The sequence below is a fragment of the Stenotrophomonas sp. ZAC14D2_NAIMI4_6 genome, from assembly GCF_003086875.1.
Classification (GTDB): domain Bacteria; phylum Pseudomonadota; class Gammaproteobacteria; order Xanthomonadales; family Xanthomonadaceae; genus Stenotrophomonas.
Genome location: NZ_CP025996.1, coordinates 4,101,903 through 4,125,456 on the forward strand (window position 1 = coordinate 4,101,903; position 23,554 = coordinate 4,125,456).

Here is a 23,554-nt window from a genome sequence, read left to right on the forward strand (position 1 = left end):
CTCCAGTGAATTCAGAAGTTGACGGCCACGTCCAGGCCGAAGGTGCGCGGATCGTTGAAGATGCCGGTCTGGCCCAGCGCGGGGCTGTTGAGCTTGTAGAACAGGTGTTCTTCATCCAGCAGGTTGCGCGCCCACAGCGAGAACGACATGGTGGTGCCGGTGTCGTTCAGCGGCACATCCACCAACGCCACGCGTGCGTTCACCACGAACGAGCTGTCGGTCAGCATCTGGTCGTATTCGCTGGTGTAGAAACCGTCGGACCAGTTCCCGTCCAGATGGAACTTCAGTGCGGCGAAGTTGGCGAACGGCACCAAGTAATCCAGCGACAGGCTGCCGGCATTCTCCGGTGCCAGCAGCGGCTGCACGGTAACTGCCACGCCAGCGCCGAACGGGTCGACCGCCGTCTGCGCGTCGATCTTCGTGTAGGCGTAGTTCAAGCCGACCGTCAGGTTCTCGATCGGCATCACGCTGAATTCCAGCTCGGCGCCGCGTGACTTGCCATCGCTCAGCGCGTTGGTTGTCACCATGGTGGTGCGGGTTTCGCCGCTGTTGGGATCGAACGGCAGCGAGAAATCCATCTGCTTGTGCGCGATCTTAGAATCGAACAGCGCCAGGTTCAGGCGTGCGCGGTTATCCCAGAACTGCGATTTGAAACCCAGTTCGTAGGCAGTCACTTCTTCCGGCGCGAAGGCGGTGTAGGTGGTGGACCGCGAGTTGGCGCCGCCTGCCTTGAAGCCGGTGCTGTATTTGGCATAGACCATGGCCTGCTCGCCGATGTCATAGGCGATGTTGACCATCGGGTCGAAGCGGCTCCAGGAATCGTTGAATGCCAGCTGGGTGGCGGCGCCATTGACGATGTACAGGCTGCCCTTCTTGTCGTCGCGCGTGTAGCGGCCACCGGCGGTCAGGTGCAGGCGCTCCAGCGCAGCGGGCGTCCAGGTGGCCTGGCCGAACACACCCAGGCTGTCGGTCCACGCTTTGCTGGCGCGGTCGATACGCACCTTGGAAAGGTCCAGCGGATTGGTGGCCGGGTTCACCGTGTAGCTGTTGCCACCCGGGCCCCACACCAGCATGTTCGGGGTCTGCGCGTTGTCACCGGCGGTCTCGTGGTAATAGAACGCGCCGCCCAGGAACTGCACCTGCGAGGTGTTGCCGATCAGCTGGAATTCCTGGCTGTACTGGTGCTGGTAGACCTGCGCCAGGCTGTAGCGACCGAAGGCCGTGCCGGCACCGCCGTATGCGGAAATCGCATCGACCAGGCCCATGTCGAACTGGCCCTGGGTCAGTTCGCGGTACGAGCTGATCGATTTCAGTTCCAGCGCATCACTCAGCGTCCATGACAGGTTGAGCAGGTGGCCACTGGTGCGGCCCACGTTGTCTTCCTGCGGTCCGCCCAGGATCGCGCTGTCACGCCGGTCCTGGCTGGCACCGGCAATCTGCAGCGGGCTGAGGTACGCGCCCGGCACCAGCACCTGGGTGTGGTACGGCGTGGTGGCGTCGTAAGAACGGTCGAAAGCATACAGCGCGGAGAAATCATCGCTGGGCTGCCACAGCGCACTCAGGCGCGCACCGCGCTTGTCGTAGCTGTTGAAATCGCGCTCACCGCGCATCGGGTTATCGGTGGTGCCGCCACGGCGGGCCTGCACGGCATCGATCTTGAAGCTGACGTCGCCCACCTTGGGCAGGTCCAGGTGCAGCGCGCTGTTATAGCCGCTGAAATTGGACACGCCCGCACTGACGCTGCCGCCGAACTCGCCGATGGGCGCCTTGGTCACGATACTGACCGCACCGCCTTCGGTATTGCGCCCGAACAGCGTGCCCTGGGGGCCCTTCAGCACTTCGATGCGCTCCACGTCGTACAGCATGCTGCCCAGGCCCTGCGCGCGGCCCATGAACACGCCGTCCACGTAGATACCCACGCCGGCATCGCGCGCCGGCTGGTTCGCATCCCCGGAGGCGCCGATGCCACGAATGCCGATGTTCAGCGCCGAACTGCGCGTGGCAAACGGGGTGACCCGCAGCGAGGGAATGGAGCCATCGGACAGGCTGCCCAGCGAAATCGCGCTGCGATCCTTCAGCGCCTCGGCATCGACCACCGACACCGAGATGGGCGTTTCCTGCAGGTTGGTAGCGCGCTTCTGCGCGGTCACCACCACCTGGTCCAGGGCCACCACATCGTGGTTGACGCCGGCGCTGGCCGCCGCGTTGGCTTCGGTGGTGGGAAGGTCTTCGGCCTGGGCCACGCCGGCGAGCGTGGCGGCAATAGCGAGGGTCAACAACTGACGGGGCAACGTGGGGTAGCGCATCGATGTCGGTCGCGGAAGGGAGGAGGCGGCCGCAGTCTGGGTGCGTGAAATGACAGGTGAATGACCGTTCATTCACACATTCGATAACGTAAGATCGGGCCATTGGACGCTTTCAGATCACGCAATGACGCCGACCGACACCCCGCTTGCCAGCGCTGACGACACCGCCACCGCCCATGCCTACGCCCAGCGCCGGAAGATCCTGGATGCGGCGCAACGCTGCTTCATCACCCGCGGTTTCCACGCCGGTTCGATCAGCGAGATCGCTGCCGCAGCGGAGATCAGCCAAGGGCTGATGTACCGCTATTTCGACAACAAGCGTGCGCTGATCCTGGCGCTGATCGAGCGACAACTTGCCCACGACCAGGCGTCGATCCGGCACATGCCCGCCTCGGCCGACCTGGCCGACGGGCTGCTGGCCTGCTACCAGCACTGGGCACGCGGCGAGGTGCTGGACACCCATGCCAATGCCATCGCCAGCGTTGCGCTTTATTCGGAAATCAACGCCGAAGCGCACCGCGACCCCGTAGTGGCCGAGGTGCTGCGCCGGCACGACAAGCAGACCACCGAAGCCATCCATGCCTGGCTGCGCGAGCATGATCGCGCCCGTGGCGTGGCGGTTGAGGAAGACGCGATCGAGCAGCGTACGCTGCTGCTGCGCCTGCTGGTGGAAGGCCTGGCGATGCGCGCCGTGCGCGACCCGGATCTGCAGCCGGACGCCCTGCATGCACTGTTGAGCCGTGCCGTTGCGCGGGTGATGGGGGATGGTTCGGGCGAGCGGAATGATGCTCTTCGGCAGCCGGAATAGGCGTCAGGCCCAGGGCGTTTTCCCGCAAGCGGCCGCGGCCGGCTAGCGCGCTTCCTGCTGCCGCCGCTCGATGCCTTCCATCAGTTCCTCGAACGAGTCTTCAATCAGCATCAGCTCATCGTCTTCCAGCAGGTGAAGATAGATGTGCCCGTAATCCTCATCGCGCAGTGAAAGCACGTAGCAGTTCCCGAAATTGTCTTCGGCGAATGGCACGTACTCGGCCAGATGGGGAAACCCTTGGATGTAATCCCGGTGCAGGTTTTCGATGCAGGTGCGGCCATCACCCACGGCAATCAAGGAAGCCACGCCGGTAGGGTCTGTATCCTCGTCTTCGCCCCGCAGGTAGCCACCGTTGGCGCTGCGGTAGAAGGCGAGCATGGCCGGGGGAAGCTTGTTGCCGAAGTAGGCATTGAAACGCGCGAGGGTCGCGTCATCCACCAGCGGCGAGGAGTCGATGAGTTTCAACATGCGTGTACGTTGGGCGCTTCCGATTCTGCGAGCATCCTGCCATGCGCGGGGCGCCTTGGCACGCTTACGGCGTGCACGCCACCTCCCACTGTCCATAGGCTTTCAGGCCAAGCGACTGCGCAAGCCGGTTGGAGGCGACGTTGTCATGCTGGCAGCGGTACTGCGCATCGTAACCACGCGTGCCGGCGTATTCGATCATGGTCTGCACCAGGGCGGCTGCCAGCCCCTTGCCGCGTGCACGGGGCATGGTCAGCACCCCCATGTCCGCGATTTCCTCCCCACCCCAAGGGTAAAGGCTGGAGACCGCCAGAAGCTCGGATTCAATGAACGCCCCGAAGGTCGCCCAGTGCCCCAGCTCGACTGACGCATCATCCTGGTCGGCCACCGGGGTCTGTGCCATGAATCCTTCAAAAAGCGCAGCATCGTCAGGTATGAGCTGGCGCACCTCGATCGCGCTGCTGTCGCGCGCGACAGGCACTCCCTGTTCGCCAACGTGGTAGATGACATCCGGCGCGTGCATCTCGATGCCAGCGCTCTGCAGCGCCTTGCGCAGCCCTTGCAACGATACCGCCGGGCCACCCGGTGCAAACCGCAGCGCAGAGGCAACGCGCTCGGATACGGCAGCGCGCGTAGCGCCGTCGGTGGTCACCAGGATCATGGCCCGCCGCTGCTCGGCAAGCTGCGGGTTGATGGCCAGCCGGAATGCATCCACCGTCGGAACGGGAATTCCCGCGTCGAACAGGCCATTCCAGTACTGGGCAACGTTGCAGGTCGGTTTGGACATCCTACGTCTCACATCCGTGTGCAAGGGTTGTTCGGTATTTGAATCAACCGGCCACACCCAGCGCGCCACCACCCGCACCCCGGCGCACTGCCACCACGTACCGGCAGAACTTGCCCAGGAAGATGCCGGCAAAGCCACCCGAGATCAGCAGGTACGCGGCAGTGAACCCGGCATGGCCCGCCAGTGCCGGCGACACCGCGAATGCCACCTCAAACCCATACTTCACCAGGAAGGTGACCAGCAGCAGCGGCAGCAGGCTGTAGTCCGGGCTGCGGCGCAGCTTGCCGGTGGCCGGGTTCAGCGCCAGCGTCGCGCGGCGCAGCAGCAGCCAGCCGTTGGCCGCGCCGGCAGCGATGCCGACCAGCCATTCACCCCAGGCCTGCAGCGAGCCACCGTAGCGATGGCTGATGGACCATGCGCCCCAGACTAGGAACAGGGCCGGCACGATCGCCAGCCGCACCAGCGAACTTTCCCCCGGCTTCATGGCGGCGATGCCGCGGTACACCAGGAAGGCCAGCAGGGCCCAGACCCAGAGCGGGGTGTGCGAGAGGATCTGCATGATCATTGCGGGGCATTCCTTGTCGGCAGGTTGAGGGCGTGCTGCGGTTATCTGACGCCTCGATTATGGTCCTGCACGAAACCGCCACAAGTGACAGGTGTCAGCCGCTTACCCTGACCGGGCGTTGCGCCGGTACTGCTGCACCCAGTCCAGCGAAGGCGCGATGCCGCCGAAGGGAAACAAGTGCGGGCTGACCGGGCCAAGCTCGTCGCCCAGTCCGGCCAGCAGCTTGTCCACGAACCGGTCCGGCCCGGCCGAGCCCAGCAGGCGGCCCAGGGAAATGCCGTAGCGGGCCAGCATGGCCGTGCTCGCGCCGACCCCGCACATGGCCGCATAGCGCACCAGCCGCGTCACGCTGGCCGGCCCGGGAATGCCCACCAGCACCGGGTGCGCCACGCCGCGTGCGCGCAGTGCATTCAACCAGGCCAGCACTATTTCGGCATCGAAGGCGAACTGGGTGATGATCCACGGCGCCATGCCGTGCGCTTCAATGCGCTGGCACTTGTTTTCCAGCACCTGCCAGCGCTGCGCGGCGGTCATGACCGGGTGGGTTTCCGGGTGCCCGCCCACGGCCACCACCTTGATGCCGGCGCGTTCCAGCAGACCGGTTTCGATGATCGCCGTGCTGTCGGCGAAGGGCCCGGCCGGCGCCGCCAGATCGCCGGCAATCACCAGGCAGCGCTCCACGCCGGCCTCGCCCACGGCCCGCTGGATGAAACGTTCCAGCGCGGCCTGCGTGCCGATGCGGCGTGCCGACAGGTGCGGCATCGGCTGGAAGCCCAGCTCGCGTATGGCCCGTGCCGCCGCCAGCCGCGCCTCGTCATCTTCGCTGGCCAGGTAGGGAATGGAGATGGTGGTGCCCGGCGCGATGCGTGCGGCCTCGGCGCGCAGGGCCTGCACGGCCTTGGCGCTCACTTCCCACGAACACGCATCCAGGAAGGCCCGCGCCCGCGCCCCGCTTTCCATGGACATCAGCCAACCCCGTGCGCGCGCGCGACCGCCGAACTGCCGCGTGCCAGATCCACGAAGGCCCGCAGATAATCGATGGCGGTATCCGATTCGCGCGCGCCCAGGTAGATCTGCTTGGGAATGCCCTTCGCGCCCAGGCGCACCGGCACCACGTCCATGCGCGCGGCGTACTCTTCCACCAGCCAGCGCGGCATGGCCGCCACGCCGCGGCCGCTGGCCACCATCTGCATCATGATGTCGGTGGTTTCAATCGCCTTGTGGCGGCGCGGGGTCACCCCCGCCGGCAGCAGGAACTGGTTGTAGATGTCCAGCCGCTCGAACGGCACCGGGTAGCTGATCAGCACTTCCTGGGTCAGCTGGCGCGGCTTTACATGGTCCACCTTGGCCAGCGGATGGTTGCTGGCCACCACCAGCACCTGCTCGTAATCGAACACCGGTACGAAGGTCAGGCCCGGCTTCAGCAGCGGGTCGGGGGTCACCAGCAGGTCGATCTCGTAACCGAACAGGGCGCCGATGCCGCCGAACTGGAACTTCTGCTTCACGTCCACATCTACGTCGGGCCAGGCGGCCAGATAGGGCGACACGATCTTCAGCAGCCACTGGTAGCAGGGGTGGCATTCCATGCCGATGCGCAGCGAGCCGCGCTCGCCCTGGGCGAACTGGCCCAGCCGCTCTTCGGCCAGGTCCAGCTGGGGCAGCACGCGGTTGGCCACGGCCAACAGGTACTGGCCGGCCTGGGTCAGGCGCAGGTTGCGGCCCTCGCGCAGCCAGACATCGGTGCCCAGCTGTTGTTCCAGCTTCTTCATGCTGTGGCTCAGCGCCGACTGGGTCAGGTTCAGCACGCCGGCGGCGGCGGTGAGCGAGCCCTGCAGTTCAACCTGCTGGACGATGCTGAGGTGGATACGTTCCAGCATGTCTATGAGCCCCGCTCATGGATGTGTGAAGTAAAACCATTTTACGTCATGGAACGCCCTGACTAGCATCGGGTCATGCTTTCTCCCCACCGCCCCCTCCGAATCGTCGCCGTATCCGGCGGCCTGCAGCGCCCCTCGCGGGCGGCCACCCTGTGCAAACACCTGCTGGACCTGCTGGGCGACCATCTGCCCAGCCAGCCGCAGCTGATTGAACTGGGCGAACTGGCCCCGCAATTGGCTGGCGCGCTGTGGCGTTCGCAGTTGCCCGACAGCGCCGAACAGGCACTGGCTGCGGTTGAACAGGCCGATGTGCTGGTAGTCGCCACGCCGGTCTACCGCGGCTCGTACACCGGTCTGTTCAAGCACTTCTTCGATTTCATCCAGCAGGACGCGCTGGTCGACACCCCCATCCTGCTGGCCGCCACCGGCGGCAGCGAGCGCCACGCGCTGATGATCGACCACCAGTTGCGGCCGCTTTTCAGCTTCTTCCAGGCCCGCACCCTGCCGCTGGGGGTGTACGCCACCGACAAGGACTTCGCCGACGGCCGCGTACACGACCCGGCCCTGCTGCAGCGCGCCGAACTGGCCGTGCAGCGCGCCCTGCCGCTGCTGGCGCTGTCCCACCGCCCCTTGCCGCAGCCCGCCGCCACCCTTGCAACCCTCTGAACCGGAATGCCGCCCATGAGCACAGACACCTTTACCTTCAGCATCACGCGCATCCCGTTCAACGAGGATTACCAGCCGGCCGACGGCACCCGCATCACCACCAACTTCGCCAACCTGGCACGCGGCGCGGCGCGGCAGCAGAACCTGCGCAACACGCTGAGCATGATCAACAACCGCTGCAACGACCTGGCGCACTGGGACAACCCCAACGCCGATCGCTACGTGGTGGAGCTGGACATCATTTCGGTGGAAATGCACATCGACGGCAGCGATGGCAGCGACCCGTTCCCGCTGATCGAAGTGCTGCGCCCCACCCTGGTGGATACGCACACCGGCGCGCGCACCGAAGGCATCGTCGGCAACAATTTCTCCTCGTACGTGCGTGACTACGATTTCAGCGTAGTGCTGCCGGCCAGCAACGAGGGCAAGGACAGCTTTGCCATTCCCGAAGACTTCGGCGATCTGCACGGCAAGCTGTTCAAGCACTTCCTGCAGTCCGACGCCTACCGCGCGCAGTTCAGCAAGGCGCCGGTCATCTGCATCAGCGTTTCCAGCAGCAAGACCTACCACCGCACCGAGAACCACCACCCCATCCTGGGCGTGGAATACCGCCAGGGTGAGTTCTCGCCCACCGACCAGTACTTCGACAAGATGGGCCTGCAGGTGCGCTACTTCATGCCGCCGGGCAGCGTTGCGCCGCTGGCGTTCTATTTCCAGGGCGACCTGCTGGGCGATTACTCGAACCTGGAACTGATCGGCACCATCAGCGTGATGGAGGCCTTCCAGAAGATCTACCGCCCGGAGATCTACAACGCCAATTCGGTGGCCGGCAAGGTCTACCAGCCCAGCCTGAAGCACCAGGACTATTCATCCACCCGCATCGTCTACGACCGCGAAGAGCGCAGCCAACTGGCCGTGAAGCAGGGCCGCTTCACCGAAGAACACTTCATCAAGCCCTACCGCAGCGTGCTTGAGCAGTGGGCTGCGCGCTGACCGCTGTTCACTCGATTTCCCTCCCCAGGACACAAGACCCCGATACCGATGAAGAAACTACTGCCGACCTCTACCGCCGGAAGCCTGCCCAAGCCGTCGTGGCTTGCCGAGCCTGAAAAGCTCTGGTCGCCCTGGAAACTGCAGGATGACGCGCTGACCGAGGGCAAGCAGGACGCGCTGCGCCTGTCCCTGCAGGAACAGCAGCACGCCGGCATCGATATCGTGAGCGACGGCGAGCAGACCCGGCAGCACTTCGTCACCACCTTCATCGAACACCTGGACGGCGTAGATTTCGACAAGCGCGAAACCGTGCGCATCCGCAACCGCTACGACGCCAGCGTGCCCACCGTGGTGGGCGCGGTCAGCCGGCCGAAGGCGGTGTTCGTGGAAGATGCGAAGTTCCTGCGCCGGCAGACCGCACAACCGATCAAGTGGGCCCTGCCCGGCCCGATGACCATGATCGACACGCTGTACGACGCGCACTACAAGAGCCGCGAAAAGCTGGCCTGGGAATTCGCGAAGATCCTCAACGAGGAAGCGAAGGAACTGGAAGCGGCCGGCGTGGACATCATCCAGTTCGACGAACCGGCCTTCAACGTGTTCTTCGACGAGGTGAACGACTGGGGCGTGGCCACGTTGGAGCGTGCCATCGAGGGCCTGAAGTGCCAGACCGCCGTGCACATCTGCTACGGCTACGGCATCAAGGCCAACACCGATTGGAAGCAGACGCTGGGTTCGGAATGGCGGCAGTACGAAGAGTCGTTCCCCAAACTGCAGAAATCCAGCATCGATCTGATCTCGCTGGAATGCCACAACTCGCATGTTCCGATCGACCTGATTGAACTGGTGCGCGGCAAGAAGGTGATGGTGGGCGCGATCGATGTGGCGTCCAGCACGGTGGAAACGCCGGAAGAAGTGGCCAACACCCTGCGCAAGGCGCTGCAGTTCGTGGATGCCGACAAGCTGTACCCCTGCACCAACTGCGGCATGGCGCCGCTGCCGCGTGAGGTGGCGCGCGGCAAGCTGCGGGCGCTGAGTGCGGGCGCGCAGATCGTGCGCGAGGAGCTTGCGGGAATTCGTTGAGGGCGAATCCAGCGGGTGCGACCGCGTGTCGCACCCCTTTCCCGTCTGCCGGTCCAGCGTCCAGCCTTGGCCTACAATGCCGGCGTGCGCGCCGTTCCCTTCCACCGCAGCCTGACCCTGATGGCGGCCATCGCCATGCTGCTCATCGTGGCTGCGCCACTGCTGAGCCGGTGGATCGCCCACAGTCCAGAAGCACCGCACGCGCACACCCTGCACGCGGCTGAACAGGGCGGCCCGGCGCCACATGAACACCCCAGCAGCGCGCACCACCACCACGGCAGCGAAAGCACTGTGGCCATGACCGCGCATGCCGACACTACGGCAGGCAAGAGCGACCCCCACGCCAACCATGACATGGGCGTGGACTGCGACTACTGCCTGATTGCCGCGCGCATGGTCAGCCTGCTGGTAGCGCTGCTGATCGCACTGATCGGCTGGCGACCGCCGCAGTTCGCACGCACCTGGGCGCTGCAGTGGGGCGCCAGCATCGCCGCCGGACACCTGGGCGCCCGCGGGCCCCCGCAGCGGGCCTGATCATCCGCGCCTGACGCGCGGCATACCTGCCAATGCTCCCAACGCCTGCGCCTGTCTGCGCGGGCGTAGCGGCGTTTCCTGACTTCTGCACTACCGGTCTGCTGGCCGGTGGTGCCGCGTGCTGTGACCATGACCCCGAACCCTACCCGCACTCCCCTGTCGCTCAGCCTGGCCATTGCGCTGGGCTGCCTGTGCCTGTTGCCATCCACCGCTTCCGCGCAGGACGGTACCGCACTCACCCTGGGCACCGTCCAGGCCACGGCCACCGACGCCTGGGACCGCAGCGCCCGCGCGGTCTTCAGCTCGGTCGACGTCATCGGCGGCGACGTGCTGCAGTCGCAGCGCGTTGAACACAGCTGGGAGCTGCTGATGAACGCCCCCGGCGTGCAGGTGACCCAGTTCAAGATGGGTACCGATGCGGGGCGTTTCTCATTCCGCGGCTTCAATGGCGAAGGCCGCATCAATGCGGTGAAGCTGCTGATCGACGGCATTCCCAGCAACGACAACGCCGGGGGCATGCCCTACCTGGATGCAGTCTGGCCGCTGGATATCACCGCCATGGAGATCGTGCGCGGCACCAACGACGCGCGCTACGGCCTGAATGCCATCGCCGGCGACGTCAACGTGGTCACCCGCCAAGGCGGCAACGACGGCCAACTGAGCATGACCGCAGGCAGCTTCGGTACGCAGGACCTGCAGCTGGCGAAAGGCTTCGAGCGTGGGCCATGGTCGCAGAACTACTTCATCGGCTGGCGCCAGTCGGCGGGCGAGCGCGACCATGCCGATGCCACCCAGCGCAGCTTCGCCGGCAAGTGGTTCTACACCGACCCTGACGGCACCTGGCGCGGCGGCCTGACCACCCGCTACTACAGGAACGCGGCCTTGGAAGCGGGCTACCTGAGCTACCCGCAACTGCAGGCAGACCCCACCCAGTCCCCCGACTACGCCAGGGATGACCGCAGCGAACGCGAGACTCGGCAGACCGCACTGCATGTGGACGGACGCATCGGCAGCGACTGGCACTGGACGGCCAAGGCCTACCAGAATGACTACCGCAACCAGCGCTGGGTCACCTTCACCGAAGGCGGTGCGCAGCAGGAACGCTTCAACGATGAACGCCAGCGCGGGCTGATGTTCAATGCCAGCTGGCGGCCGGCTACCGCGTTGGCCGAACTGGTGGTCGATGCCGGTGTGGATGGGCAGTGGCAGGACAACATCGCCCAGCGCTTCCGCACCGTGCAACGCCAGCGCCAGGCCACCCTGCGTGACTGGGATTTCAACCTGGATACGCGCGGTGCCTACGTGCAGGCGGTGATCCGACCGATCGACCGGCTGAAGCTGGTACCGGCCTACCGCGTGGATCGCATCTACGGTGACTTCACCGATGTGTCATCGGGCAGCACGGCACCGGTGTACCACTACGGGCTGATCAAGCAGCCCAAGTTCAGTGCCTCCTATTCCATCACCGACGCCGTGGTGGCCTATGCCAACTGGGGGCGCACTTTCCAGATCGGCAGTGGCAATGGTGCCTACCGCACGCAGGCGCAGGATCTAGCGCCGTCGATCAACGAGGGCTGGGAAGCCGGGCTGAAATGGTCCCCGGCGGCGGGCCTGCAGACGCGCGTTGCCGTCTGGGAACAGACCGCGTCGGATGAGGTGGCCACGATCCTGGGCGTGAACGGTACGGTCGGCAGCAACGAGGTGGGCAACGTGGGCAAGACCCGGCGACGTGGCTGGGACCTGCAGGCTAACTGGCAACCCGATGCACGCTGGCGCGCATGGGCATCGTATTCGCGGCAGAAGGCTACGATCGAGGTCCCCGATCCGAGCGCACCGGCCACGCGGGGTCGGCAGATCGAGAACGTGCCGAACTGGCTGGCCAGCGCAGGTGTGGAGTTCAGCCCCGTGCCGGACTGGACCTTCAGTGCCTGGGGCAATGGCCAGGGCGACTACTACGTGGAACGCACCAACACCCTGGGCCGCTACGGCGGCTATACCCTGCTCAATGTGAGTGCCGCCTACCGGCTGAACCCGCGCAACCAGCTGATGCTGCAGCTGAAGAACGCGACCGATCGCGCCTATCTGTACGCGTGGTATGACAGCGGATCGTCGGGCTATTCGCCCGGCGATGGCCGCGCGCTCTACCTGACCTGGACCCGGGAGCTCTGAGATGCAATCCAGCAGCACAGCGCCTGTCGTCGAGCCCCTGCGCTTCTACCGCGCCGTATGGCGATGGCATTTCTATGCCGGGCTGTTCGTCCTGCCCTTCATCGCGTGGCTGGCGTTGACCGGTGCCGTCTACCTTTATCAGAAGCCCATCGACCGCTGGGTACATGCAGGTCTGAAGGTGGTGGAACCCACCGGTACAGCCGCCATGCTACCCAGCGCGAACATCGCCGCCGTGCAGGCCGCAACCGCAGGCGATGTCTTCCGCTACACCATGCCAGAGCGCGCCGACGGCAGCGTGGAAATCGGCGTGATCGAAAAGGATGGGCGCCGACAGGTCTACTACGTGGACCCCGGCACCTCGCGCGTGCTCGGTCACCTGCCGGAGAAAGGTACGTTTTCCGGCGTCGTGCGGCGCCTGCACAGCCTGGACTTGTTGGGCCGCTACGCCAGCGCGCTGATCGAGATCGCCGCAGGCTGGGCGATCCTGCTGGTGGTCACCGGCGTATATCTGTGGTGGCCACGTGGCCAGAAGGGCGGCGTGATCACGGTGCGCGGGCGGCCGGGCCAGCGCCTGTTCTGGCGCGACCTGCATGCGGTCACCGGCGTCTGGGTAGGGCTGGTGCTGCTGTTCCTGGCGGTGACCGGCATGCAGTGGTCGGTGGTCTGGGGCAACCAGGTCAATGCCTGGGCCAACGGACACGACTACGGCTATCCCTCTGGCGTGCGCGTGGATGTGCCGATGTCGCACCAGCGCCTGGCTGACACCACAACCCCTACCTGGTCGATGCAGCAGGCCCAACTGCCTCTGTCTGCACGTGCGCCCGCCCAGCACGCTGCGCCGTCCAACCATGAAGGTCATGAAGGCCATGAGGGACATGGCGGAAGCATGCGGGGGGATCTGGCACCGCAGGCCGGCGCCATCGGCATCGATGCCGCCGTGCAGATCTTCGCTTGCCTGGGTCTGGCACCGGGCTACAGCATCAGCCTGCCGCGTGGAGCCATGGGCGTATATACCGCCTCGGTCTATCCCGAGACGCTGGACCAGCAGCGCGTGGTGCACCTGGACCAGTACAGCGGCAAGGTACTGCTGGACATGACCTACGCCGACTACGGCCTGCTTGGAAGAAGCCTGGAATGGGGCATCAACGTGCACCTGGGGCAGGAATACGGCACGGCCAACCGCCTGTTCCTGCTCGCCGCCTGCGTGGCCATCTTCGTGCTGTGTGCCAGCGGCGCGGTGATGTGGTGGAAGCGCCGGCCGCAGGGTGGCTTGGGTGTTCCGCCCCTGCCCCGGCAGGGCCGCAGCGTGGCCGTCGTGTTCGCGCTGCTGTGCATCGGCGGGCTGCTGTTCCCCTTGGTGGGCGCAACGCTGCTGCTGGTCGGCGTGCTCGATGCGCTGGCCACGCGCGGTTGGCGCACGTCACCAGCGCGTTGAGACGTTGGTTCGATGGACGACGGGGCGGCGCACGTTCTACGGCGCACCGCCCCTTTCTGCTGGACACTAGAAGCTCATGCTCACTTCGGCGCCCACAATGCGCGGGCTATCAATCGGCCCGTAGTAATTACCGTCGCGCCCGAAGGCCAGGTTGTCGAAGATCAACCCGTTCACACGCCGCTTGTTGGTCAGGTTCTGCACGAACAGGCGGCCGGTCCATGGGCCCTGTTCGTAGCCCACCTGCAGCCCGATGATGGCCACGGCCGGCTGGTAGGCACGGTTGCGCTCATCCAGCGCGCTGGAACCGGTAAACGCCGATTCCACCCGCCCGAAGACGCCGGACGGGTGCTGGTAGCGTGCCGCCAGATAACCCGTGTAATGCGGCGTCAGCTTCACCCGGTTGCCGGCCAGGTTTTCGTCTACCGTGGCCCAGAGCTTGGTGTACTTCGCATCCACATAGCCCACGTTGGCGGTCAGGGTGAAGCCCGGCGCCAGCTCATAGGCGCCTTCCAGTTCGGCACCGCGCGAGCGGATCGATGCATCCGAGCCCACGTAATCCGACGAGACCGGGCGCCCGTTGGCATCGGTCGCCACCTGGATTTCCTGCCAGTTGTCCGAGGTGATGTGGAACAGCGCGCCGCCGATATGGCCGCGGCCGCCGCCGACGTTCATCTTGAATCCCAGCTCGTGGCTCCACATCATTTCCGATTCGTAGCGCAGCACCTTGTCATTCACTACATCGCTCTGCGCGGCGGCCAGATTGAAACCGCCGGGGATATAGCCCTTGGCCGAGGCCGCGTAGAACGAGAGGTTGTCGCTGGCGTCGTAGCGCAGTGACACGCGCGGCAGGGTGGCATGGAAGGTGTGTTCCAGCGCGGCGTCGCGGTACAGCACCAGCCCACCTTCGGCCAGGTCCAGCGAACCGGCACGCTGTTCGGTGGAACGGCGCGCCTGCTCGTGGCGCAGGCCCAGGCTGGCGGTCAGCTTCGGCACGGCGGGGAAGGAATAGCTGGCCGTTGCGAACACGCTGTAGTCCTGGCCCTTGGCGGTCTGCCGGGGGGCCAGGTTGTAGCTGTTCAAGCCGCGGGTGATCGGCCCGACGAAGGTGCCCAGGATCGAATCCTTGTCGGTGCGGTAGGTGGACACACCGGCCATCCAGGTCAACGCCAGGTCATCTGGCGAGCTGAAGCGCGCCTCGGCATTCCAGGCGTCCTGCTTGTCGTAGGTGCGCCCGGCCAGTGCCGGGCTCTCGGTCATGTCGAAGTCGTAGCCCGCCGAAACGTCCTCGTGGGTGCGGTAGGACGCGGCCACATCGAACGTACCGGCTTCCAACTGCCACTGCGCACTCAGGCCGGCCACCGTCTCATCTTTCTCGGTGCGCTTGGGCGCATCGTTGATATAGGTGAAGTCACCGGCCTGGCGCCCGCCGTTGAGGCGCGTGCCGTAGGTGCGGTTGTACAGGCCCACATCCAGCGGCAGGTATTCGTACTCGAACATGCCCGGCGCGCGCGTGCGCAGGTGGTAGGCCAAGGCATTCACGGTAACGAAATCGCTGGGCTGCCAGCGCAGCTTGCCCTGCAGGTACTGCTCGCGCACCTTGCCTTCGGTGCCATTGAAGGGCGTAAGGTTGCGCAGGAAGCTGTCCTCGTCCGACGCCATGAAGGCCACCGAACCGGAGAGGTTGCCGCGCTTGCCCAGCGGCCCGGACACGAAGCCATCCAGGCTGTTGCCATTGCCGTTGCTGAACCACGTGCTGCGCAGGTTCACCTCGCCTTCCATGGCATCGGTAGGGCCCTTGGTCTTGACCAGCACCAGACCCGATTCACTGTTGGCACCGTACAGCGTGCCCTGCGGGCCGCGCAGCACCTCCACCGATTCCACCTGGTTCAGCACCGCGTTGCTGAGTTCCTTGAACGGAATGCCATCGATGTAGACCGACGCGCGGTTGACCAGGAACGGGTTGGATTCGATGCCGCGGATGGAGATGTACATGTCGCTGAGCTGGCCCATCGCGTTGAATTTCACGTTGGGGGCCAGCTTGTCCAGATCGCGGAATTTGACCACGCCGGCCTCTTTCAGTGCCTCGCGGTTGAGCACGGTGACCGACAGATCGCTCTTCAGGTACGGGGTATCGCGCTTGGAGCCCGTTACCCGCACCCCGTCCAGCGTGGTGGGGCTGACGGCATCCTGAGCGAGCGCGGGCAACGATGGGGCAAGCAGAAGGGCCGCGATCGCAGCGGCCAAGGGAGTGGGGGAACGCACGGGAACCTCTTGAACGGAGACAGCGGCCGCAGGGGCCATCAATGTTATGATGTAACAATTCCATAACAGCGCTACTCCGTATGCCTGCGCACCGCTCCATTTCCGGCAGCAAGGTGACGATGGCCCAGCAACTGGCGGCCACCACGCCGGTGCTCGGGTCGAACGGTGCAGGCAACCTGGCCTTCATCCATCACCACTTCCCCGCCAGCGCCGGCGCGATGGGCCACCCCACGCAACTGCGGCTGGCGCTGGTGATCAAGGGCGGCGGCCGGCTGCAGCAGATCTGTCCACGGCGCGCCGCGCTGGACGCGCACTGGCACATCGGCCAGTTCAACGTGGTGCTGCCCGGGCAGACCGGTACTTACAGCAGCCCGGAGGTGGAAGTGCTGGGGCTGGCAATCGATTGGCCTGCGCTGGGCGCAACGGCAGTCAGCCTACCGACCCTGGCGCCGCTGACCGGCGCGCTGCACCGCGACGCCACGGTGAGCGCGCTGCTGCATGCGCTATGGGCGGCATCGCGTTCGGGCGTACTGTCCGATGAACTGCTGCACGCCTGCGGCAACGCGGTGCTGGATCGGCTGGTGCAGATGGCGCAGCAGCCCGCCGCGCTTTCTGCGGGTGCGCGGGTATTGTCGGCGGCGCAGATGAAGCGGCTGACCGAGTACATCGATGCGGCGCGCGACGTGCGCCTGACCGTGCCGATGATGGCCGATGCGATTGGGGTAGATGACACGCGATTGAGCCGTGGGCTGCAGGCGGCGGCGGGGATGTCGCCGTATCAGTTCCTGGTGCACCGGCGCATGCATTGGGCGCGGGGTGAGCTGGAGCGTGGGGTGAGTGTGATGCGGGTGGCGCAGTCGGTGGGGTATGCGAATGCGAGCAAATTTTCGGCGGCGTACCGGCGGGTTATGGGGTGTGCGCCGTCGGCTTCGATGGGGTGATGGTGGGCTTGGGCGGCTGTTGTTGCTTGTTGAAGGGCGAAGTTGACCGATGGGGCTAGTTGTGGGGCTTGTTCGCAGGCAGCGGTGATCTGATCGAGGAGGACGGCCAAGCGTTCGGCAGAGAGCTGGGAGTGGGTGGTCCAGACGCGGTGCTGGATTTCGTTCAACCACTTCAGGCAATTGAGTTGGATTGCGGATGGGAGGTCGGGATCGGACCAGATGCTTCTGCCGGCGATTGTGAGTTCGAGCCAGAGTTGGGTGCAGAAGTGTGGTGCTTGCGACTCGGTCAGGGTGAGGAGTTCTTCGGGCATATGGGCTCATACACCTCTCGACAACGGCATGGCTGCTATCGGCCAGAAGCGGACGTTTGAAACCCGTTAATCAAGCCGCGTCGCAAAGCGGCGCAGGCTTGAATGAACTGCTAGGCATAAGCATGCAGTTCCTAACCATGGGCATTCTGAAGCAGCACCTTGCGGCCGCGTTCCGTTGGCATGACCTCAGAGTGTAGCGAACCGTCATAGCCATTGCCGGAGATACCAGCCGATATCCTACGACGCTTCTCGACTAGCCCCCAACCTTCGAACTGGTTAAGCAGAGCGAGCATTTCAGAGTGTTTGCAGTTGAAATGGGAGCTGCACCTTTCGGTCGTGGGCACATACTGACTTGCGCTTCGCTGACCGGCATCCTTGGCGGTCATATAGGAATCGGCCCATTCAATGATCTGCCTAAGAACTCGCTCCTCCAAGCGACTCAGAATCGGAGTTCCCGATAAATCAGGAGGCTGCAACTTTCGCCTGCGGATTGCCATAAATCTTCCTGGCACCTAAACGTTGAATTCAGCCGACCCGCGCGATGCGGCCCGGTCACATCCGAGACGGTGAATGGGTCTCGACTTGAATGAATTGCTAGGCCCCTTAAACAAGCCTCTCAAGGGGAATGTCTTCATACCCACCTACAGAGCCGATAGATCCGGAGTTTCCTGGACTGCCGTAGCTTCCGGCACTCCCGTAGTTGCCATAACTTCCATAGTTGACCGAGCGATGGGGAGAGGCTCAGTTGTACATGAGGCGATCACTGTAGATGATCTCGCCAAGATACCTGCCGTACATGTCTATGAAAATTCCGTGCTGCTCCAGAAAATGCCCGATGTTTGGGCCATTCGGAGAGTGCAGCTTGCCATTGACCAAATTTGCGATGTGCTGGCCATCGCTATTGAAAAGAAAATTCATACCCCCCCCCTGATGCGTAAACACCTAAGAAACGAGCTCGTGGGACCGGTTATGCGGCTTACCAAAAAGCACCGAATTGCGCGATTTACCTTTATACAGCTCGATATTACGGCCGCTGGCTCCAGCGGACAAGTCAGCACAAGACAGGACCGAGCAAAGGACTCAATGGCCACCGTTAGGTAGCTCCGGTAGAACTGCGGATGTTCACTTTGGGTCGCGTGACACCCTGCGGTCCAAAGCTGACTTCGCATCACGAAGCAACACCAAACCCACGGCGCCGAACGGACCTAGTCCGCAGCCATCTCGATGGGATCCTGATCCCCGCGAACAATTGTCAGCGACCGTGAGCTCTAGCTATAGTTGTCTGGAGAAGCGCTGCGCTCAGAATTCCTTCAAGGCGCGCACATACTCGCGCATCCGATTTCCCTAGGGCGGACGAGAGCTAAAGGTGGCTTTCGGCTAGATGCGGACTTTCAGGGCCCAACTAAGCCGAGCGGCGAACCGCGTTCGGCGCGAACGAGCTGTCATGAAGCTGCTCAACGTCTTGGGTAAACGTGGTAACGATGAATTCCAGTTCGCTCAACTACTACCGAATCACCCGCTTTTAGCTCATGCATGGCGAAGAACTCACCAACCCACGCTCGTCGGCGAAAGATCTTCTTGTCACCCGCAATGTCGGTGAACACCGCCATGCCTACACCTGACTGGACCTCCAACAGTTGTGACGCCCGATCCGTTTCCGAGCTACCACCGACAGCAGCAGCGGGGAAGAGATCCATTATGGTCGCCAAGTACAAATGATGATTGTCAATGTTGCCCTGAGTGAGCTTGATTACTCCACAGCGCATACACCCCCCCTATAGTTAGCTACCTTATAGTCAGTGCTAGGAAACTGGCTGTACCGCCAACCCGCCACTCACTTTCAACACCATCCGCCGCAATTTTAAGCACCATGACCTCGTCTAACAAGTCGAAGTCTCATTAGGCTCACTGATCCGACGCCAACTTCGCTCAAAGTTCGCTTTCGATCGACACCAGAATCCCACCCTTGGTTGAACGACTCTACAGGGCTTTGAGGTTGTCTGATGACTGAGCCGACCTGGCAACGGGCTGCTGAATCGCTGCAATCTCGTCATCCGAGAACCAATCGGAGCCCCTAATTCGTTCTAGCGCAGCCGTGGGATCAGAGGACCAGAGAACGAGGGCCAGCGATTCCTGAGCCCGACTGCACGTGACATAGAGGAGGCGCAATGTCCGGTCAATGGTCGTTTCTTTACCTTTCTCCACATTATCCAAGTCAGATTTACTGAGCCGGACACCCCCGAAAATCTTGTCGTACGAAATCTGATTGCCGCCCGCCACCTTGTCATCCATGACAACCATGACGTGAAGGAACTCAGATCCTTTAACCACCTGGTGAGTGGCAAGAACTGAATTTCCCGCGAGGTATGTGCGGTACTTCTGCAGTTGATTCCACGGGGTGGCGAAGAGCGCACACCAACCCCGACGCATGCGGTCCTTTTTTGACTCCTCCTCGCCTCTGCCCGGAACTGGTGGCGCAGGGGACTTGTCGGCAAAGGCCTCTGATAGGCGATCGTCAACCTCAAAAAGGTTTGCGCTCAAGACGGGCGTGAGAACCTCTTCAACTGTAGCTCCAGGACTCTCAATCGCAGCAACGAAGGCGGAAATGGCTTGGAGCATTTCATCGCACCGCCGCGCGCGCTCGACCCCATCCTCTGGCATGCTTTCGAGACGACCGAAGGAGCTAAAGACTTCGGTGGCCTTGACCTCATCTATGACACCATCGGCACCAACACAGGTCTCCAATTGCGCGAGCTCGTTCAAGAGGACCTGCACAGCGGTCGGCCCCTTGTTCTCACCACTCCCCGTTGGCGCAGCCGAGTTTGGGTCGATAAGAACCATCGCACTGTACGCGTCGAGAAACGAACCACGGGTCGCGACGAGCTTGTGCTCCAGAGCTAGTAGTTGAAACCGATCCTGGCCCCAGGAATCAGCCCCTGTCACCTGCCGCATTTGGTCCGCGCACCAACGCTCGCCAGCGACCTTTGCCTCCGGCGAGAGCGAAGTGTCGCCGACAAATATTCTGACCAGCCCACCGGCCTTCTCAGTCCGCGGGTGCTGTTGGGCGCCGTTTGCAGGCTGCGTCCGGCCGTCAAGCTCCGATTCCCATATTTTGTTGATGAGCGCGACGATTCGACGTTGACTGCGATGATTCATTTGCAGCTCAGGAGTCGCCCAGCTTTCCGGAACTAGGCTAGGAAGATCCGAGTGACCATCGGTGTAGATGCGCTGCCGATGGTCGCCCAGTAATCCGAGGGTAATCCCAGCACCCCTCGGCTCTGCGAAGCTCATCAAGGCGTCCAGCATGCCTCTCATGGTGTCTTGGGACTCGTCGATGAGCACTATGGGGTGGCGGTCTCTCAGAACGGTCCGTAGCGTCGGTCTGTTCCGCAACAGCCAAGCTGTTGCATCCAGCACGTGCTTGTGCGCGAGCGCCCCTGCACCATGCGTGTCTCGATCCGGGTTGTAAATGAACAGCTCGGTCAGCTTGAATGCCTCGATATCTGCCTTGATTTCGTCCAGGTCCCGTTGTTTCGCTGGGGTGATTCCCCTCGGCTTGGCGGCCGCTTCTGTCGTTTCCTTTTCGAGCTGGGCTTGCTTTACAGCGATAAGAGCCTCTCGGATGTCATCGTTGAATCCTCTGATGAGTTCCCAGCAGAACGCGTGGATTGTGGAGACGCCCACTAGGTCATTCTCTCCAAGGCGACCATTAATAACGGCGACAGCATTCTTCGTGTATGTGACCACTCTTATAGAGCGACCATACATTCGCAGTCGTCGAGCGAGCTGCCCGCCCTCTTCGTGCTGCACAATGCCCGTCAATCGACGCAGAACTTCAACCAAAGTACGCGTCTTCCCCGACCCCGCACCGGCAAACAAGAAGTAGCTGCGCGGCGGCTCCTCAGTGAGATAGCCGCAGATTGCCTCGACAACCCCGGCATCGCGGTCGTTGTTGGCACAGCTAGGGACCGCATTCATGCCAATGGCTCCTTACTTGGCTCAAGCTGTGTCTGTAACCAAGCCAAGGCATCCGCGATGTACTTCGGACAGGCCACTGGCTCATCAGAGGACATCTTCTCGAAGATGCTTGCAGCAAACTCACCTTTGTTGAGCGAGGCGTGCATTACCTTGTGGAGCGCTGCGACCATCTCACCAACGTTCCCAGCGCCGGCCGCTGCTTTTGCCACAGAACCAAGCGCACCGGTTGGCGGCTCAACCTCCAAGCCATCATCGTCCAGCTTCTCGTCCATGAGGCGCTTGAACCAATGCATGTTCGTAAGAACGAGAGAGTCTTCAAATGAGCTTGGCCAGCTGCCTTCAGCTTCAGCAACAGGCAGCTGCCAGGCAAATCGCACGAGGCAGTCTGTGATCTCACTCCATACCAATTGAGAATCGGTCGGGTTCCTGAAGTCATCGAGCTTCTGGAGCTTGGGGTGCCAGCCACGGAGTGTAGGGTTGCCGCAGTGGAGTCCAGGTTGCCCAGTGTTTGCAACTGCGACCAGCTTCTTGGTTGGCTCTCCGTTCTTCCTAGGCTTGCCGTCCTGCTCCTCGCAAGGGTCGACGTCGGTGATGATCACGGTCGGAATCCTGAGCTTCTCGACTAATGGCCTAAGTCGGTGAGCATGGCTTCCTCCGATGTCCAGAAAGGATATATAACGACTGTTAAGCTCCTTGAAATCCCGCTCAATGAAGAATGGAACGAGCATGCGCTCCGCGACGCCTTCCACAAAGACGGCCGCATTGGCGAATAAGAGGTCGGTGTGTTGGACGCGAAAGTACCGCTCTGCGAATTGACGAGTCTTTTTGTCATCGCCAAAAACGTGACCAAGATTGACCACTTCGGTTGCTGGCATTGGGCTCGCCGTGCTCCTGCCGATACGCCTGACATACCGAAGACGGTCAAAATCTTCGGCGTGCGCGAGATGACTCGAGTGGGTACTGATGAGCAGCTGGCTCTTGAGCGCCGAAGCGTCTTTCCCAGTCGGGCTTATGAGTTTATGCGCCTTGTCGGGAAAGATGCGCTGTACCTGGACGTGTAGATGCGCTTCAGGCTCTTCAATCATCACAAGGTGAACCGGCGCAGGAGACCCCTTTTCTGGCTTTAACCGGGCCGCCTTGAACGAGACAAGCTGGTAGCTGAGGGACTGAAGGTTTTGGTAGCCGAGTCCGATAGAGTGCTCAGGAAGAAGTTCTTCGAGCGAGTCCTTCTCCATGCTGTACTGGACCGCCGTGCCATGATCTAGCAGATCAGCCGTCTGAATGCGCGTGCGAAAGCGAATTTCTTGAGGATCATGCAAGCCTGGATAGCCGAGCTCCTTCACCTCCTCAACCGAATCGGCGATAGCTTCGTGAATCTTCTCGTCAAGGTCTCTCTGCGCCTCCGCCACCGCTTTGATGAGGTCGGCTCGGTGACCATGCCCAGTGCTGGCAACGTTCAAGTGCTGACGCGCAAATTTGAGGAGCTGGTTGGAGAACATTCCGACGCGATGTGGGCCGGAGGTGGACCGAGACTCAGCTTCTTCGCTGCCCAGCCCGCGCTGAGCGGCAACAAAGTCCACCCGCATCACCTTGGAGAGATGCCTCCGATCGATCTGACTGGCGTTTGCAGCAAGCGTCTGACTGACGTAGGTCCTGAAGCCAGCTATCGGATTATTATCTGCATCGAGCTTGTACGCGCGAACCTGCCCAAGTTTCGAAGGCTCACGGAGCCAGAAGTCCAGAAGGTCTATGGGCCATGCCAACGAGTCAGCGCCCATTTCCATCACGGGTTCGCGAGCCGTGCGATATGCCCAGGCAAGTTGCTTTAGCTCCTCAACGGTCGACGCCGGTTCCAGGCGTAACCGGATGCCGACGGCACCGCCCTTCCAACTGAACTTTGAAAGGAATGGTGCCACGTAGTGGTACATGCCGGCCTCCGCATCGAACCAGAGATCCAACGTTGGCATGGTCGAAAGAAGGGTCTGGAGTTGTTGCCTCCAGTTCTCCTCGTCCCCTGACACGGTCAGGGGATCTTCCGCCAGGGCATCCCATCCTTTTCCAAGAGCTCGCAGTTTTGGCCATTGCGAGAGGCTGATGTCAAATGAACCGAAAGGGGACCCGTCCGCAAGGAAGTGGCGAAGAGCTGCAAGTACGGAAGTCTTCCCGCTATTGTTCGCTCCGACCAGAATAGTGGTCTTCTTGTCGACGTCCACTTGAACCTTTCCCAGGCGCCGAAACTGGCAAAGCTCCAGAAATCGAAGTGTGATTTCTCCGGAGACCGGAATGGCTGGACCCGCATCTGTCATTGAGGCACCTTTTGACTGGACCATGGCAAGGCGCCACCACTAAGCGGCTACGGACGCCCAAGAAAGTG

Annotated in this window: 17 protein-coding genes; 8 read left to right on the forward strand and 9 right to left on the reverse strand. The window is 62.9% G+C overall.

Annotated features, from left to right (window positions below; all coding sequences use genetic code 11):
• Positions 1 to 11: 11 nt before the first annotated feature.
• The gene (locus C1933_RS18590) at positions 12 to 2,279 is read right to left on the reverse strand and encodes a TonB-dependent receptor (RefSeq protein ID WP_234414575.1); all 2,268 of its coding nucleotides are present in this window, start codon (positions 2,277 to 2,279) and stop codon (positions 12 to 14) included.
• Positions 2,280 to 2,430: 151 nt separating this feature from the next.
• Between C1933_RS18590 and C1933_RS18595 the strand changes: the two genes are divergently transcribed.
• Entirely contained in the window at positions 2,431 to 3,114 is a 684-nt protein-coding gene (locus tag C1933_RS18595) for a TetR/AcrR family transcriptional regulator (protein ID WP_108754441.1), read from the forward strand.
• Between the two features lie 42 nt (positions 3,115 to 3,156).
• Here C1933_RS18595 and C1933_RS18600 read toward each other — a convergent pair whose 3' ends face one another.
• From C1933_RS18600 to C1933_RS18620, 5 genes are all read right to left on the reverse strand, one after another.
• Entirely contained in the window at positions 3,157 to 3,582 is a 426-nt protein-coding gene (locus C1933_RS18600; protein ID WP_159094019.1) for an SMI1/KNR4 family protein, read from the reverse strand.
• Positions 3,583 to 3,646: 64 nt separating this feature from the next.
• Complete coding sequence (locus C1933_RS18605; protein WP_108754443.1) at positions 3,647 to 4,366, reverse strand: GNAT family N-acetyltransferase; 720 nt, start codon at positions 4,364 to 4,366, stop codon at positions 3,647 to 3,649.
• 43 nt (positions 4,367 to 4,409) lie between these two features.
• Positions 4,410 to 4,931: a DUF6622 family protein gene (locus C1933_RS18610; protein WP_108754444.1), complete on the reverse strand. Its 522-nt coding sequence runs from the start codon at positions 4,929 to 4,931 to the stop codon at positions 4,410 to 4,412.
• Positions 4,932 to 5,033: 102 nt separating this feature from the next.
• Positions 5,034 to 5,897, reverse strand: a complete 864-nt coding sequence (locus C1933_RS18615) for a methylenetetrahydrofolate reductase (RefSeq protein ID WP_108754445.1) — start codon at positions 5,895 to 5,897, stop codon at positions 5,034 to 5,036.
• On the reverse strand, positions 5,897 to 6,808 hold the full coding sequence (locus tag C1933_RS18620) for a LysR family transcriptional regulator (RefSeq protein ID WP_108754446.1): 912 nt from the start codon (positions 6,806 to 6,808) through the stop codon (positions 5,897 to 5,899). Before C1933_RS18620 ends, C1933_RS18615 begins: the two co-directional genes overlap by 1 nt.
• A gap of 75 nt (positions 6,809 to 6,883) precedes the next feature.
• Here C1933_RS18620 and msuE point away from each other — a divergent pair, with 75 nt between their 5' ends.
• The 6 genes from msuE to C1933_RS18650 all read left to right on the forward strand — a co-directional run bounded on the left by msuE (position 6,884) and on the right by C1933_RS18650 (position 13,688).
• On the forward strand, positions 6,884 to 7,474 hold the full coding sequence (gene msuE / locus C1933_RS18625) for an FMN reductase (RefSeq protein ID WP_108754447.1): 591 nt from the start codon (positions 6,884 to 6,886) through the stop codon (positions 7,472 to 7,474).
• A 15-nt stretch (positions 7,475 to 7,489) separates the two neighbouring features.
• Positions 7,490 to 8,467 (forward strand): DUF1852 domain-containing protein, encoded by a 978-nt coding sequence (locus C1933_RS18630; protein ID WP_108754448.1) that lies wholly within the window; start codon positions 7,490 to 7,492, stop codon positions 8,465 to 8,467.
• 48 nt (positions 8,468 to 8,515) lie between these two features.
• On the forward strand, positions 8,516 to 9,550 hold the full coding sequence (locus C1933_RS18635) for a methionine synthase (protein WP_108751186.1): 1,035 nt from the start codon (positions 8,516 to 8,518) through the stop codon (positions 9,548 to 9,550).
• A gap of 84 nt (positions 9,551 to 9,634) precedes the next feature.
• Positions 9,635 to 10,084 carry a DUF2946 family protein gene (locus C1933_RS18640; protein WP_234414577.1) on the forward strand — a complete coding sequence of 150 codons (450 nt, stop codon included), beginning with the start codon at positions 9,635 to 9,637 and terminating at the stop codon, positions 10,082 to 10,084.
• Positions 10,085 to 10,213: 129 nt separating this feature from the next.
• On the forward strand, positions 10,214 to 12,253 hold the full coding sequence (locus tag C1933_RS18645; protein ID WP_108754893.1) for a TonB-dependent receptor: 2,040 nt from the start codon (positions 10,214 to 10,216) through the stop codon (positions 12,251 to 12,253).
• Between the two features lies 1 nt (position 12,254).
• Complete coding sequence (locus C1933_RS18650) at positions 12,255 to 13,688, forward strand: PepSY domain-containing protein (RefSeq protein WP_108754449.1); 1,434 nt, start codon at positions 12,255 to 12,257, stop codon at positions 13,686 to 13,688.
• Between the two features lie 66 nt (positions 13,689 to 13,754).
• Here the strand turns inward: C1933_RS18650 and C1933_RS18655 are convergent, their stop codons facing one another.
• Positions 13,755 to 15,893, reverse strand: a complete 2,139-nt coding sequence (locus C1933_RS18655; protein ID WP_108754450.1) for a TonB-dependent receptor — start codon at positions 15,891 to 15,893, stop codon at positions 13,755 to 13,757.
• 176 nt (positions 15,894 to 16,069) lie between these two features.
• Between C1933_RS18655 and C1933_RS18660 the strand changes: the two genes are divergently transcribed.
• Positions 16,070 to 16,891: a helix-turn-helix transcriptional regulator gene (locus tag C1933_RS18660; RefSeq protein ID WP_159094020.1), complete on the forward strand. Its 822-nt coding sequence runs from the start codon at positions 16,070 to 16,072 to the stop codon at positions 16,889 to 16,891.
• Between the two features lie 2,291 nt (positions 16,892 to 19,182).
• Here the strand turns inward: C1933_RS18660 and C1933_RS18670 are convergent.
• Together C1933_RS18670 and C1933_RS18675 are read right to left on the reverse strand one after the other, a co-directional pair.
• Positions 19,183 to 21,180 carry a UvrD-helicase domain-containing protein gene (locus C1933_RS18670; RefSeq protein ID WP_108754453.1) on the reverse strand — a complete coding sequence of 666 codons (1,998 nt, stop codon included), beginning with the start codon at positions 21,178 to 21,180 and terminating at the stop codon, positions 19,183 to 19,185.
• Entirely contained in the window at positions 21,177 to 23,510 is a 2,334-nt protein-coding gene (locus tag C1933_RS18675; RefSeq protein WP_325051505.1) for an AAA family ATPase, read from the reverse strand. The genes C1933_RS18670 and C1933_RS18675 overlap by 4 nt, the downstream gene beginning before the upstream one ends.
• Between the last annotated feature and the right edge of the window lie 44 nt (positions 23,511 to 23,554).